The organism is Sandarakinorhabdus cyanobacteriorum (assembly GCF_002251755.1).
Taxonomy (GTDB): Bacteria; Pseudomonadota; Alphaproteobacteria; order Sphingomonadales; family Sphingomonadaceae; genus Sandarakinorhabdus; species Sandarakinorhabdus cyanobacteriorum.
Genome location: NZ_NOXT01000100.1, coordinates 14,130 through 28,663 on the forward strand (window position 1 = coordinate 14,130; position 14,534 = coordinate 28,663).

At 65.4% G+C, this 14,534-nt stretch carries 14 protein-coding genes; 13 read left to right on the top strand and 1 reads right to left on the bottom strand.

Going from position 1 to position 14,534, the window contains the following annotated elements; translation table 11 throughout:
* Positions 1–36: 36 nt before the first annotated feature.
* The gene (locus CHU93_RS06615; RefSeq protein WP_094473320.1) at positions 37–939 is read right to left on the bottom strand and encodes a cobalamin B12-binding domain-containing protein; all 903 of its coding nucleotides are present in this window, start codon (positions 937–939) and stop codon (positions 37–39) included.
* 327 nt (positions 940–1,266) lie between these two features.
* Here CHU93_RS06615 and bchF point away from each other — a divergent pair, with 327 nt between their 5' ends.
* The 13 genes from bchF to puhE all read left to right on the top strand — a co-directional run bounded on the left by bchF (position 1,267) and on the right by puhE (position 14,523).
* A complete protein-coding gene (gene bchF / locus CHU93_RS06620; protein ID WP_094473321.1) occupies positions 1,267–1,806 on the top strand; it encodes a 2-vinyl bacteriochlorophyllide hydratase in 540 nt (179 codons plus the stop codon).
* A complete protein-coding gene (locus tag CHU93_RS06625; protein WP_094473322.1) occupies positions 1,803–3,080 on the top strand; it encodes a ferredoxin:protochlorophyllide reductase (ATP-dependent) subunit N in 1,278 nt (425 codons plus the stop codon). The genes bchF and CHU93_RS06625 overlap by 4 nt, the downstream gene beginning before the upstream one ends.
* A 3-nt stretch (positions 3,081–3,083) precedes the next feature.
* Complete coding sequence (bchB, locus tag CHU93_RS06630; protein WP_094473323.1) at positions 3,084–4,667, top strand: ferredoxin:protochlorophyllide reductase (ATP-dependent) subunit B; 1,584 nt, start codon at positions 3,084–3,086, stop codon at positions 4,665–4,667.
* Positions 4,657–8,349, top strand: a complete 3,693-nt coding sequence (locus tag CHU93_RS06635) for a magnesium chelatase subunit H (RefSeq protein ID WP_094473324.1) — start codon at positions 4,657–4,659, stop codon at positions 8,347–8,349. The genes bchB and CHU93_RS06635 overlap by 11 nt, the downstream gene beginning before the upstream one ends.
* 14 nt (positions 8,350–8,363) lie before the next feature.
* A complete protein-coding gene (gene bchL / locus CHU93_RS06640) occupies positions 8,364–9,263 on the top strand; it encodes a ferredoxin:protochlorophyllide reductase (ATP-dependent) iron-sulfur ATP-binding protein (protein ID WP_086115629.1) in 900 nt (299 codons plus the stop codon).
* Positions 9,260–9,970: a magnesium protoporphyrin IX methyltransferase gene (gene bchM / locus CHU93_RS06645; protein WP_086115630.1), complete on the top strand. Its 711-nt coding sequence runs from the start codon at positions 9,260–9,262 to the stop codon at positions 9,968–9,970. Before bchL ends, bchM begins: the two co-directional genes overlap by 4 nt.
* Positions 9,967–10,233 carry a hypothetical protein gene (locus CHU93_RS17295; RefSeq protein WP_133064339.1) on the top strand — a complete coding sequence of 89 codons (267 nt, stop codon included), beginning with the start codon at positions 9,967–9,969 and terminating at the stop codon, positions 10,231–10,233. Before bchM ends, CHU93_RS17295 begins: the two co-directional genes overlap by 4 nt.
* A 15-nt stretch (positions 10,234–10,248) precedes the next feature.
* Positions 10,249–11,025 (top strand): photosynthetic reaction center subunit H, encoded by a 777-nt coding sequence (gene puhA / locus CHU93_RS06650; protein WP_086115631.1) that lies wholly within the window; start codon positions 10,249–10,251, stop codon positions 11,023–11,025.
* A gap of 70 nt (positions 11,026–11,095) precedes the next feature.
* The gene (gene puhB / locus CHU93_RS06655; RefSeq protein WP_094473325.1) at positions 11,096–11,710 is read left to right on the top strand and encodes a photosynthetic complex putative assembly protein PuhB; all 615 of its coding nucleotides are present in this window, start codon (positions 11,096–11,098) and stop codon (positions 11,708–11,710) included.
* Positions 11,707–12,264, top strand: a complete 558-nt coding sequence (puhC, locus tag CHU93_RS06660; RefSeq protein ID WP_094473326.1) for a photosynthetic complex assembly protein PuhC — start codon at positions 11,707–11,709, stop codon at positions 12,262–12,264. Before puhB ends, puhC begins: the two co-directional genes overlap by 4 nt.
* 3 nt (positions 12,265–12,267) lie before the next feature.
* Entirely contained in the window at positions 12,268–12,561 is a 294-nt protein-coding gene (locus CHU93_RS06665; protein ID WP_086115634.1) for a hypothetical protein, read from the top strand.
* Entirely contained in the window at positions 12,561–13,646 is a 1,086-nt protein-coding gene (acsF, locus tag CHU93_RS06670) for a magnesium-protoporphyrin IX monomethyl ester (oxidative) cyclase (protein ID WP_094473327.1), read from the top strand. Before CHU93_RS06665 ends, acsF begins: the two co-directional genes overlap by 1 nt.
* Before the next feature lie 16 nt (positions 13,647–13,662).
* Positions 13,663–14,523, top strand: a complete 861-nt coding sequence (gene puhE / locus CHU93_RS06675) for a putative photosynthetic complex assembly protein PuhE (RefSeq protein ID WP_243375339.1) — start codon at positions 13,663–13,665, stop codon at positions 14,521–14,523.
* Positions 14,524–14,534 lie beyond the last annotated feature (11 nt).

The following is a 14,534-nucleotide window of genomic DNA, read 5'->3' on the forward strand; positions in this document are numbered from 1 at the left end:
CGTTTTACTCTGGCCCCCCGTTCATCCCTGCCGCCCTCATGCCGTCGTCACCGCCGCGCGCACTGGCGGTTGGCCCGCCAGATGCAGTTCCGCCAGTGCCACCGCGTGCGCCGCATCGCGGGCGGCGCCATCCGCCCCGATCCGGCGCGCCACCGCCGCTTCGCCTGCCACCGCCGGGCCGCCGACCAGCACCAGGATCGGCCGCCCGGCCGCCCGCCGCAGCGCCGCGATGGTGCGCGGCAGGCCGGCGAGCACGCGCTGGCTGCCCGCCGACAGGCCAATCAGGTCAAACCCCTCGCGCGCCACCAGGCTGACCAGCGCATCCTCATCCAGCGCCGGGCCGGAGTGGGTGGCCCAGCCGGCACGGCGGAAGGCGTCCTCGACGATCATGGCGCCCAGCACATGCTGTTCGCCCGGCGCCGGCAGGATCAGGGCATGGCGCTGCATTGCGGCCGGCACCGCGCCGCCGGGGTGGCGGGCCGACAGGGCGTGCACCAGCATCTGGCAGCGCCACAGGCCCATGGTGACGTCCACGAAATCAATGTCATCGGCCAGCCACCAATCGCCGAGCAGGCGGGCGGCGGGGCCGATCAGGTCTTCCATCAGCGCCTGCGGGGCATGGCCCTTGGCTTCCAGCGCCTCGATCTCCTCCACCAGCACGGCGGCATCATCATCCAGCAGGGCCCGCGCCAGCCGCGCCACCAGCCCGGCCGGCAGGCGCATGCTGTCACTATTGGGTTGTGCCTGGCCGTGGCCGGCGAGCAGGCGGGGAATGATGTCCGCCTCGATCAGGCGGGCGAGGGCGGAAGCATCGGGCTGGGCGGTGCCGGGCGCAGCGGAATCGCCGCCGTTGCCGCCAAATGCAGCACGCCGGGCGCGATTCCAGCCCTTGGTGGCGGCGCTGGTCGCGTCCGCCACAATGTCCATCATGGACGTCATCACCTGTTCCCGTCGCCCTAGAGGCGGCGGCTCCCACGTCTGCCGGTTGGTTTTGTTCCACCTGTCGCGACAGACTGACACAGGCTAGGCCACTCCTGACCGGCTGGCAACCGCCTGATGTGGGCATTTCACGATGATTTTGCAGCCGCGTTGCTGCGGCGCAACGCAAGCCGGGTTGACGGGGCCTGTCGCACCCGTCGCGGCATCGGCGCTGACAAGCCGGCATGACAGAAGGGGTGCAATCCCGGTTGACACCTAGGGGGGTGGTGATAGGGAAAATTGCGTAGCATTTGAGGGGTAAGGGGTTTGTCAGCAGCAGCGTCAGACGTGGTGTCGGCGACCGGGGAGCGGCCGCTTTACACGCCTGAAGAACGCGTCCGCCGTGACAGCACGAAATGGACCTTGGTGCAGGGCTTGCTGGCTCCGGTGCAATTCCTGATCTTCGGTGTCAGCCTGTATCTGGTGATTGACTACCTCAACACCGGCAACAATTATGAATGGGCGATCTGGTCGGTGGTGATCAAGACGATCGCGCTCTACACGATCATGGTCACCGGCGCGATCTGGGAAAAGGTCGTGTTTGGCCAGTATCTTTTTCACGAGAGCTTCTTCTGGGAAGATGTGTTCTCGATGCTGGTGATCATCCTGCACACGCTGTATTTGGTGGGACTGTTCACGGGCATTGCCGATGATGGCGTGCTGTTCGGGACGGCGCTGGCCGCCTATGTTGCCTATGTCATCAACGCCGCCCAGTTCGTGTGGAAATTGCGGCAGGCCCGGCTGTCGTCGCAGCCGGCCGCGCAGGCTGTGCACGCCGCCGACTCGGATGTGATGGCCGGCGCCCATCCGGTGGCCCAGGCGGCATGAGCGGGGCTGGCCCCAACGCCTGTGCCGCGCCCCCCGTGGGGGCCGACGGCATTTTGCGCGAACGGGGCCAGCGCGAGGTGTTCTGCGGGTTGACCGGGATCATCTGGCTGCACCGCAAGATTCAGGACGCGTTTTTCCTGGTGGTGGGCAGCCGCACCTGTGCCCATCTGCTGCAATCGGCGGCGGGCGTCATGGTGTTTGCCGAGCCGCGCTTTGGCACGGCGATCATCGAAGAGAAGGATCTGGCCGGCCTGGCCGATGCCAATGAGGAACTGGACCGGGTCGTCACCCGCCTGCTCGCCCGCCGGCCCGACATCCGCATGCTGTTCCTGGTCGGCTCCTGCCCGTCGGAGGTGATCAAGCTGGACCTGAGCCGCGCGGCGCAGCGGCTGAACCAGCGTTTTGCGCCCAATTGCCATGTACTGAACTATTCCGGTTCGGGCATCGAGACGACCTTCACGCAGGGCGAGGATGCCTGCCTCGCCGCGCTGGTGCCGGAATTGCCGTTCAGCGACGCCAGGCAGCTGATGGTGGTGGGCAGCCTGCCCGATGTGGTGGAAGACCAGTTCCTGCGGCTGTTCGCCGATCTGGGCATCGAGAAGGTGGTGAGCTTGCCGGCCCGCCGCGCCGGGGCGATGCCGGGCGTGGGGCCCAACACCCGTTATCTGCTGGCGCAGCCGTTCCTGGCCGAAACCGGCACCGCGCTCGACAAGCGGGGGGCGGTGCATCTGTCGGCGCTGTTCCCGTTTGGCGCCGAAGGCACCACGGCCTGGCTGCACGCCGCGGCCCAGGCCTTTGGCGTGAGCGAGGACCGGTTCGAGATGGTGACGGCGCCGCCGCGCGAGCGGGCGCGCAAGGCGCTGGCGGCGCACCGGGACAAGTTGGCCGGCAAGCGCATCTTCTTCCTGCCCGACAGTCAGCTGGAGGTGCCGCTGGCGCGGTTTCTGGCTGGCGAGCTGGGCATGGGGCTGGTCGAAGTGGGCACCCCCTATCTTCACAAGGGCCATTTGATCGATGAACTGGCGGCCTTGCCGCCGGGCACGTTGATTTCGGAAGGCCAGGATGTGGAAAAGCAGCTTGACCGCGTGCAGGCGAGCCGGCCGGATCTGACCGTGTGCGGGCTGGGCCTGGCCAATCCGCTGGAAAAGACCGGGCTTTCGACCAAGTGGGCGATCGAGCTCGTGTTCTCGCCGATCCATGGCTATGAACAGGCGGGCGATCTGGCCGAGCTGTTTGCCCGGCCGCTGAACCGCCGTGATCTGCTGAGGGTTTAGGCCATGCAGCTGACCGTCTGGACCTATGAAGGCCCGCCCCATGTCGGGGCGATGCGGGTCGCAACCGGCATGAAGGGGTTGCATTATGTGCTGCATGCCCCGCAGGGCGACACCTATGCCGATCTGCTGTTCACCATGATCGAGCGGCGGGATCATCGCCCGCCGGTGACTTATACCACCTTCCAGGCCCGCGATCTGGGCAAGGACACGGCCGAGCTGTTCAAGACGGCGGCACGCGAAGCCTATGACCGGTTCCAGCCGCAGGCGATGATCGTCGGCGCCAGCTGCACCGCCGAGCTGATCCAGGATGATCCGGCCGGGCTGGCCGAGACCATGGGCCTGGCCTGCCCGGTGATTCCGCTGGAGCTGCCGAGTTACAGCCGCAAGGAAAACTGGGGCGCGTCGGAAACCTTCTATCAGCTGGTGCGCGGCCTGGCGGACAAGGAGCGGCGGCCGCCGCCGGCGGTGGGCGAGGCTGGACCGCGCCGGCCGCGCGCCAATATCCTGGGCCCCACCGCGCTGGGCTTCCGCCACCGCGATGATGTGGTGGAAATCAGCCGGCTGCTGGGCCAGCTGGGCATTGATGTGAATGTGGTGGCGCCGATGGGCGCGACGCCGGCGGATCTGGTGCGGCTGGGCGAGGCGGATTTCAACATCTGCCTTTATCCCGAAATCGCTGCCCAGGCCTGCAGCTGGCTGGAGCGGACGTTCCGCCAGAAGACGGTAAAGACCGTGCCGATCGGCGTGAACGCCACGCGCGAATTTGTCTCCGAAGTCTGCCAGGTGGCCGGGGTGATGATGCCGGGCGCGGTGGACCAGGGCCGTATGGGCTGGTGGTCGCGGTCGGTGGACTCCACCTATCTGACCGGCAAACGCGTGTTCATCTTTGGCGATGCCACCCATGCCGTCGCCGCCGCCCGCGTGGCCAGCGAGGAGCTGGGCTTCAAGGTGGTGGGCCTGGGGTGTTACAACCGCGAATTCGCCCGCGAGATCCGCGCCGCCGCCGAGAAATATGGCGTCGATCCACTGATCACCGATGATTATCTGGTGGTGGAGGAGGCGATCGAGGCCGCCGCCCCGGAACTGGTGCTGGGCACGCAGATGGAGCGGCATATTGCCAAGCGCCTGCGCCTGCCGTGCGCGGTGATTTCGGCCCCGGTGCATGTGCAGGATTTCCCGGCGCGTTACAGCCCGCAGATGGGATTTGAAGGCGCCAATGTGCTGTTCGACACCTGGGTGCATCCGCTGGTGATGGGCCTGGAGGAGCATCTGTTGACGATGTTCCGCGAGGATTTCGAATTTTCCGATGCGGCCGGGCCCAGCCATCTTGGCCATGCATCGGCCGCGCATGCGCCGGTGCCGGCCATGGCCGAAGCGGCGGCCCCGGCTGTTGCGGTGGCAGAGACGGCCCCTGCGACACCGCAGCCCGGCGGCTGGACCGACGAAGCCCTTGCCGAACTGGGCAAAATCCCGTTTTTCGTGCGCGGCAAAGCCCGCCGCAACACCGAACGCTATGCCGCCGAGCATGGCGTTGCCACCATCACCCGCGAGACCTTGTACGAGGCCAAAGCCCATTATGCGCGCTGATACCCCGCCTTCCAAGCAGGACCGGCCCGATCATTGCCATGTCGTGATCGTCACGCTCGACAACCATCTGTCGGGCGCGATCGATCGGGCGCGGGCACGTTTCCAGAAGCTGGGGCTGCCGGTGTCCATCGGGTTCCACGCCGCGGCCGATTGGGACAAGCCGGGCAAGCTGGAGATGACCCGCGCCGACATCGCCCGGGCCGACATCGTGGTTGTCACCATGCTGTTCCTTGATGAGCAGATCCGCATGATCAAGGACGCGCTGACGGCGCGCCGCGAGGAATGCGACGCGATGGTGTGCCTGATGAGCCAATCCGACGTCGTGAAGATGACGCGGATGGGCGATTATCGCATGGATGTGCCGCCCAAGGGCCCGCTGGGCTGGCTCAAGAAGCTGCGCGGCAGTTCCAAGGATGGTGCGGCCAACAGCGGTGCGGCCCAGCTGGCGGTGCTGCGCCGTCTGCCCAAGCTGTTGAAGTTCGTGCCGGGCACGGCGCAGGATGTGCGCGCCTATTTCCTGACGCTGCAATATTGGCTGTCGGGCAGCGACGACAATGCCTTCCAGATGGTGCAGGCGCTGGTGGACCGTTATGCCGACGGCCCGCGCAAGGCGTTGCGCGGCAAGGCGAAGATCGAGCCGCCGCAGGAATATCCGGACGTGGGGGTGTATCACCCTGATTTGCCGCAGCGCATGTCGGAAAAGCTGACCGACCTGCCGTGGAAGAAGGACGCCGTGGGCACGGTCGGCGTGCTGATGCTGCGCTCTTACGTGCTGGGCAAGGATGCCAATCATTATGATGGCGTGATCCGGGCGCTGGAAGCGCGCGGGTTGAACGTGATTCCGGCCTTTGCCGGCGGGCTGGATCAGCGCCCGGCGATCGAGGCGTTGATGATGAAGGACGGCAAGGCAACCGTTGATGCCGTCATCAACCTGACCGGCTTCAGCCTGGTTGGCGGCCCAGCCTATAGCGATGCCAAGGCGGCCGAGGAAATCCTGACCAAGCTGGACCGGCCTTATATTGCGGCGCATCCGGTGGAGTTCCAGACGCTGCAGCAATGGGGCGCCAACCGCCAGGGCCTGCTGCCGCTGGAAGCCACGATCATGATCGCCATTCCGGAACTGGATGGCGGCACGCAGCCGATGGTGTTTGGCGGCCGCAGCGATGCCAATGGCGAGGCCTGCACCGGCTGTGAGCGCAAGTGCAGCTGGGCGCCGTCGGACGGGGTGCGCGCCATGCAGTCCTGCCCGGAACGGGCCGAGGCGCTGGCCGACAAGATGTTGAAGCTGGTGCAGCTGCGCCGGGCGGCCAACAAGGATCGCAAGCTGGCCGTTGTGCTGTTCAACTTCCCGCCAAACGGCGGCGCGGCCGGCACGGCGCAGTTCCTGGCGGTGTTCGATTCGCTGCACCGCACGCTGAAGCGGCTGAAGGCCGAAGGTTATGACGTCGAGGTGCCGGCCGATGCCGATGCGGTGCGCGAGCGCGTGCTGAACGGCAATGCCATGCAATATGGCCAGGAAGCCAATGTGCACGCCTTTGTGCCGGCCGACCGCATTGTCGCGACCGAGCCCTATCTGAAGGACATCGAGGCGGAGTGGGGCCCGGCGCCGGGCAAGTTCCAGTCCGACGGCCGCAACGTGCTGATCACCGGCGCGCAGTTCGGCAATGTCTTTGTCGGCATCCAGCCGGCCAATGGTTATGAGAGCGACCCGATGCGGTTGCTGTTCGATGGCCGCTTTGCGCCGACCCACGCCTTCATGGCATTCTATCGCTGGATCCGGAATGATTTCGGCGCCCATGCCGTGGTCCATTGGGGCACGCACGGCAGCCTGGAGTTCATGCCCGGCAAGCAGACCGGCATGACCATGAGCTGCTGGCCGGAGCGGATCATCCAGGACCTGCCCAACATCTATCTTTATGCCGCCAACAACCCGTCGGAAGGCGTGTTGGCCAAGCGGCGTTCGGGCGCGACCCTGGTTTCGTATCTCACCCCGGCGCTGACCAATTCCGGCCTGTACAAGGGGCTTTCGGACATCAAGGCCAGCGTGGACCGCTGGCGCTCGACCGAGCCGGGCAGCCCGGAGCTGCCCGGTCTGGAGGAGATCATCCGCGAGCAGGCCGAGGCGATGGACCTGGATGGCAGCGATGTGTCGAAGCTGGCGGCCAAGCTGTATGAGATCGAGCAGGAGCTGATCCCGCAGGGCCTGCACGTGTTTGGCGAGGCCGAAAGCGAGGAGGCCCGCATCGACATGCTGTTCGCCTGTGCCAGCGCGCGCGGCGAGAGCATTGATCGCGACACGATCGAGAAACTGATCAAGGGCCGCATCGTGCCCAACACGCCGGTGCTCCGCGAACTGGCCAACATCAACGCGGCGTTGATGACCAACCACGAGATGGATGGCCTGATCCGCGCGCTCGACGGCCGCTATATCCAGCCGGTGGCGGGTGGCGACATCCTGCGCGATCCGGAAATCCTGCCCACCGGGCGCAACATCCACGGCTTTGACCCGTTCCGCCTGCCGTCGGCCTATGCCTGCAAGGATGGCGCGGCGCAGGCGCAGCGCATCCTGGACCGCGCCATGGAAGATGCCGGCAAGCTGCCGGAAACCGTGGCCATGGTGCTGTGGGGCACGGACAATCTGAAGAGCGAGGGCGCCCAGGTGGCGCAGGCCATGGCGCTGATGGGCGCCAAGCCCCGGTTTGACAGCTACAACCGCCTTTCGGGCGCGGAACTGATCCCGCTGGAGCAGCTGGGCCGGCCGCGCATCGACGTGCTGGTGACCATGTCGGGCGTGTTCCGCGATCTGCTGCCGCTGCAGACCAAGATGCTGGCCGAAGCTGCGCTGCTCGCCTCCGAAGCGGATGAGCCGCTGGAGATGAACTATATCCGCAAGCACAGCCTCGCTTATCTGGAAGAGCATGGCTGTGACATGGCGACGGCGTCGTTGCGCGTCTATTCCAACGCGGAAGGGGCCTATGGCGCCAACGTCAACCTGCTGATCGACAGCGCCAACTGGACCGACCCCAACGAGCTGGCCGACTGTTATGAAAAGCAGAAGAGCTATGCCTATGGCGTCGATGGCAAGCCCAAGCGCCAGCCCGGCCTGCTGGCCAGCGCGCTGAAGACGGTGGATTGCGCCTATCAGAACCTGGAATCGGTTGAGCTGGGCATCACCACCATCGACCAATATGTCGACACGCTGGGCGGCATCAGTCGCGCCGTGACGCGCGCCAAGGGTGAGGCGGCGCCGGTCTATATCGGCGACCAGACGCAAGGCAGCGGCAAGGTGCGCAGTCTGCAGGAACAGGTGGCGCTGGAAACCCGCACCCGCACGCTGAATCCGGTATGGATCGAGGCGCAGCTGAAATATGGCTATGAAGGCGTGCGCCAGGTCGAAGCGGCGGTGACGACGACGACCGGCTGGTCGGCCACCACTGGCCAGGTTGATCCCTGGGTCTATCAGCGCATCACCGAAACCTATGTGCTGGATGACGCCATGCGCCAGCGCATCGCCGAAATGAACCCGCGCGCTGCGGCCAAGATCGCCAACCGGCTGATCGAGGCGGCCGACCGCCAGTTCTGGCAGCCGGATGCGGAAACGCTGGCTGCGCTCTATGCCGCCACTGATGCCATCGAGGATCAGCTGGAAGGTGTCGCCCCGGCCGGATCCATGGCCGCCTGAAGGAGTCTGCCCACATGACCCTCATCATCGACAAGACCAAGCGCCCCGGACCCGGTGACGGCGAAGGCAGCGTGCAGGTCAGGCTCGACCCGAGCCAGAAGATCGAGGGCGCCAAGGTGTTCGCCGTCTATGGCAAGGGCGGCATCGGCAAGTCCACCACCTCGTCCAACCTGTCCGCGGCCTTCTCGCTGCTGGGCAAGCGGGTGCTGCAGATTGGCTGCGATCCTAAGCATGACAGCACCTTCACGCTGACCAAGAAGCTGATGCCCACCGTGATCGACGTGCTGGAACAGCACGAGTTCCATCATGAGGAGCTGCGGCCCGAGGACTATATGTTCGAAGGCTATAACGGCGTGATGTGCGTGGAGGCGGGCGGCCCGCCGGCCGGCACCGGCTGTGGCGGCTATGTCGTGGGCCAGACGGTGAAGCTGTTGAAGCAGCATCATCTGCTGGAAGACACGGATGTGGTGATCTTTGACGTGCTGGGCGACGTGGTGTGCGGTGGCTTTGCCGCCCCGCTGCAGCATGCCGAACGCGCCATTGTGGTGACGGCCAATGATTTCGACAGCATCTTCGCGATGAACCGCATCATGGCCGCGATCCAGGCCAAGGCGAAGAATTACGAGGTGCGGCTGGCCGGCTGTATTGCCAACCGTTCGGCCAACACCGACGAGATTGACCGTTTCTGCGGCGCCACCGGCATCGAACGCCTGGCGCATCTGCCCGATCTGGATGCCATCCGCCGCAGCCGGCTGAAGAAGTGCACCATCTTCGAGATGGGTGACGAGCCGGAGATCATCGCGGCGCAGAATGAGTACAAGCGGCTGGCCGCCCTGTTGTGGGCTGGTGTGGAGCCGTGCAACGCGCATCCGATGAAGGATCGCGACATTTTCGATTTCCTGGGTTTCGAATGAACGCACACACGCCGAAGCATGCCCCCGGTTGGGAAACCAAGCGGGCGAAGCTGGAACATTATTTCGACCGCACCGCACTGGATGCCTGGGCGGCGATGACCAGCGACGCGCCGGTTTCGAAGATCCGTGCCACGGTGCGGGCCGGGCGCGACGAGATGCGCAATACGCTGCTGGATTGGCTGCCGCAGGATTTGCACGGCCGGCGCATTCTGGATGCCGGGTGCGGCACCGGCATGCTGGCCATCGAAGCGGCGCGCCGCGGTGCCGAGGTGGTTGGCATTGATGTGTCGCCGCAGCTGATCGAGATTGGCAAGCAGCGGCTGCCCGAGGATGTGAAGGGCCGCATCAGCCTGCACGCCGGCGACATGCTCGACCCATCGTACGGCCAGTTCGATCATATCGTGTCGATGGACGTGCTGATCCACTATGAGAGCGACCAGATCGCGGCGGCCACGGCCCGGCTGGCCGAACGCGCCAATCATTCGCTGCTGTTCACCTTTGCGCCGGGCACGCCACTGCTGCGCACCGCGCGCGCCATCGGGCAGTTTTTCCCGAAGAGCGACCGGTCGCCCAGCATCATTCCGGTGGCGCATGATCTGTTGAAATCGCGCCTGTCGCGCAGCGTGCCGCATGCCAAATTGGGCCGCGACCGCCGGGTCAGCCGGGGTTTTTACACCAGCCACGCCCAGGAGGTGCTGCTGGGATGAGCCGCTCTGCCGCCTGCGGCATCTGGCCACAGGGTGTGGCCAAGGGCCGGGCACAGGCGCAGGGCAGCAGGGGGAAATTGCCGAGACTGACAAGAAACATTGCGTTTCTGTCATGCTCCGCACTAACAGGTCTGGCGAAGCGCATGTTATGGGCTTTGTCAGGGAATCGCAGGGCCATCCCGCAGGCGCGGCGGGTGCTGGCCATGATGATCGCGCCGGTTCGCCGCGGCCATGCGCCGGTCGTGGCGGGCTTTGGTTCTTGAGGGGAGACGCCTCGCATGTCGAATGTTCACCTGGTTGGCGGCCTGGATATCGCCGAACTGACCTTCTTTGCCTTCTTCCTCTTCTTCCTGGGCCTGGTGTGGTACCTGCGCGGGGAAGATCGCCGCGAAGGCTACCCGGTTGAGGATGATCTGACCGGCGCTGCCCATGGCGGCGTGGAAACCGATGCGCTGTTCTTCAAGCCGGCAAAGACCTTCAAGCTGCCGCACGGCCTGGGCGAGGTGACCACCCCGACCGCCAATGCCCGCGATCCGCTGCCGACGAATGTGCTGCCGCGCGCCTGGGCCGGTGAACCGCTGGACGTGACCGGCGACAAGCTGACCTCCGGCGTGGGCCCGGCCTCGATCGCGCAGCGCGCCGATCGGCCTGACCTCGACATGCACGGCCAGCCGCGCATCGTGCCGACCCGCGTGATCAGCCACCCGGTGACCGTGCACGAGAATGACGTGAACCCTGTGGGCTTGGTGGTTTATGGCCTCGACGGCGCTGCGGCCGGCACGGTGAAGGACCTGTGGATGGACCGCGCTGAATCCTGCCTGCGCTATATGGAAGTGGAGCTGACCGCTGGCGGCACCATCCTGATGCCGATCACCATGTCGCGCGTGACCCGCGCTGGCGTGATGACCGATGCCATCACTGCCGCGCAGATCGCCGGCGTGCCGCGCACCAAGAGCGCCGACCAGGTGACCCTGCTCGAGGAAGAGAAGATCACCGCCTATTTCGGCGCTGGTTATCTGTGGGCGACCCCCGATCGGGCCGAACCGCTGATCTGATCCGGTTTCCGGCTGCGATAAGGGTCTCGCGGCCGGCACGGAACGGAAACGGACGGAGCTGCTTGTGTCGATGGAGTATGAAGACGAACCGATCCCCGGCCTGCCGGGACGGTTGCCGCCGGGGGAGGACATCCTTTGGCAAGGCACGCCGGATTGGCGGGGCGTGGCGCGTGGCGTCTTCCACACGCGCCTGGTTGCCGCCTGGTTCGTGTTTGTCGCCAGCCTGGCGTTTCTGGCCGGAGGTACCGGCCTGAAGGGTGCGGGCATCACGCTGGCTGTGGCGGTGCTGGGCCTCGCCATATTGGGTGTGCTGGCGCGGGCGCAGGCAATGTCCACCATCTACACGCTGACCAACAAGCGCGTTGTGCTGCGCTTTGGCGTGGCGCTGCCCAAGTGCGTGAACGTGCCGCTGTCGCTGGTGGGCAAGGCCGATGTGAAGCCGGCCGGCAACGGCCTTGTGGACGTGTCGCTCACGCCCACCGTGCGTTTCCCGCTCGCCTATCTGCAGATGTGGCCGCATGTGCGGCCGTGGAAGTTCGGATCGCCGCAGCCGATGCTGCGCGCCGTGCCGGATGCCTTCCTGCCGCTGCTGGCCGATGCCCTCGCCAAGGCCGATCCCGCCCGCGCCACCGGGGTTAACCCGGATGCCGCCAATGCTGGCGCCATGCTAGGGGCTGCGGCATGAGCGGGGAGTTCACCAACGAGCGTTTTCCCAAGTCGGCCCTCTATGCGGCCGGGGCGCTGATCGGTGTGTCGATCCTGACCGTGGGCAGCATCCGCGCCGGGTTTCTGCCGGCGCCGGAAACCGCGCCGCAATCGCGGGAACGCCTGCAGGTGGCGACCGTGGCGACCCGGGATTTCCGGTTCGAGGATCGGGCCGATGGCGCGCTGCTGGTCTATGACATCGCCGCCAACAGGCTGGTCTTCGTGTTCCCGGCCGGCAGCAACACCGGCTTCATCCGCGGCGTGATGCGCGGCCTGATGCGGGAACGCCGCCTGCACGAAGTGGCACGCACCGGCCCGGTGACCGTGACCCAGTGGGCCGATGGCGCGCTGACGCTGACCGACCAATTGACCGGCCGCATCATCGAGCTGGGCAGCTTTGGCCACACCAACCGGGCCGCCTTTGCCCAGTTGCTGGTGCCTTATGCCCCCGGTGGGCCCGGTGTGCCGCAGCAGCCGATCGTGGCGGCCATTCCGGCGGCCAATTCGGCATCGCCGTTCTTCGGTGGGGCCTGAGCCATGGGTCTTTTCACCCGCGACCGGTTTGACACCAAGTGCACGATCGAGATCGAGCACACGTTCGACAATCTGCATGCGCATGTCGAACTGGATGGTGACATCGAACTGGGACCGGGTGACCAGGTGAAGGTGCATGGTGCCGCCGTGAAGCTGCCTTTTGGCGAGCGGTTGACCCTGCGCCGCGATGTGACCGTGTGGAAAGCCACCCCCTTTGAACGGCTGTGGACCAAGTTGAAGGCCCAGCTGGAACTGACCGAATTGTACGAAATCACCTTCAGCTCGGAGAAGCCGTGATGAACGCCGTGACCCCAATCAGCGCCGGTGGCGCCGTGGAGATCACCAAGGAAGACGCGATGGCCATCGCCCGTCAGGAGACGGTGCTGAGCCCGCGTTTTTATACGACCGATTATGAAGCGATGGACCGTATCGACGTGTCGCGCGTGCGCGCCGAGTGGGACAGCCTTATCGCCGAGATGCAGGCCGATCCCAACAAGAAGCATTTCAAGCGGACGCCGGAGTTTGATGGCGTGATCGCGGCGATGGACCCGGAGTTGAAGCCGGAGTTCATCGATTTCCTGGTGTCGTCGATGACGTCGGAATTTTCCGGCTGCATTCTTTATGCCGAAATCACCAAGCGCATGAAGAACCCGGATGCCAAGGCGCTGTTCAAGCTGATGGCCCGCGATGAGAGCCGCCATGCCGGCTTCATCAACGACAGCCTGAAGGATGCCGGCATCGGCATCGATCTGGGCTTTCTGACCAAGACCAAGAAATACACCTATTTCCGGCCGAAGTTCATCTTCTACGCCACCTATCTGTCGGAGAAGATTGGCTACGCCCGTTATATTACCATCCACCGCCACCTGGAGCAGCATCCGGAGCGGCGGTTCCACCCGATCTTCAAGTGGTTCCAGGAATGGTGCAACGACGAGTTCCGCCATGGCGAAGCGTTCGCGCTGCTGATGCGGTCTGACCCCAAGCTCACCTCGGGGCTCAACGTGCTGTGGATCCGCTTCTTCCTGAACGCGGTCTATGCCACCATGTATGTGCGCGATCACAAGCGGCCGGCGCTGTACAAGCATTTCGGCATCAACCCGACCGATTTCGGCTTCAAGGTGTTCCGCATCACCACCGATATCACCCAGCAGGTGTTTCCGATCGGCCTGCAGACCGATGCACCGAGCTATCGCGCGCTGTTGGAAACCATGCGCACCACCAGCGACGCCATCGACGCGGCGGTGACTCAGGGTGGCGTGGTTGGCACCATCAAGCGCATCGGCCTGTCGCTGAAAGCGGCGGTGACCTTCGCCCGTCTCTATCTCCACCCGGTGGACAAGATGGCGGTGACCCCCAACGTGCGCATGGCGCCGGTTTGGTAAGCCAGCGGGCGTAGCCGTGAGCGAGTTTGCACTGCCTCTGCTGTTTGCGACCGTGCTGTGGTTTGTCGCCACCGGCTTCGTGCTGTGGCTCGACAAATTGCCCAGCCACACCTGGCCGGTGAGCATCACCATGGCCACGGTGGCATCAGGCTTTGCCATGGGCGGCATCATTGCGACGGCCGAAGAGACCAGCCCGTGGGCGGCTTATGTCGCCTTTGCCTGTGCGCTGGTGCTTTGGGGCTGGCACGAATTGTCGTTCCTGATGGGCTTTGTGACCGGCCCGAACCGTGAGCCGTGCCCCCCGGGTGCGCGCGGCTGGCAGCGGTTCCGGTTGGCTGCAGCGACGCTGATCTATCACGAAGTGGCGATGTTCCTGTGCCTGATCGCTTTGGTCGCAGCGACGTGGGGCAAGGCGAACCAGACGGCAACGCTGACCTTCCTGTTGCTGTTCGTCATGCGCCTGTCGGCCAAGTTCAACATCTTTGCCGGGGTTCCGCATCTTTCGACCGAGATGATGCCGGATCACATGCGCTATCTCGCCAGCTATTTCCGCATCGCGCCGCCACGCTGGTTCTTTGTCGCCTCGGTGTCGGGCATTGCCGTGCTGGCGGCCTGGCTGGCCGATCAGGCGTTGAGCAGCCGCGATGGCATTGCCACCGGCTATGCGCTGGCCTTTGCCCTGGTGGCGTTGGCGTTCCTCGAGCATGGGTTCCTGGTGGTGCCCTGGCAGGATACGGCCATGTTCCGCTGGGCCATCCCCGAACATCTGCGCCAGCCGGCGCGGCCGACTGTCAGCCCAGCGATGACAGAATCCAGCAATGTGTCAGGCCAGACTGACACGAATCCGCTTGCGGTGCGACAAAACGCCGTGCCATGAACGGCGCCGGG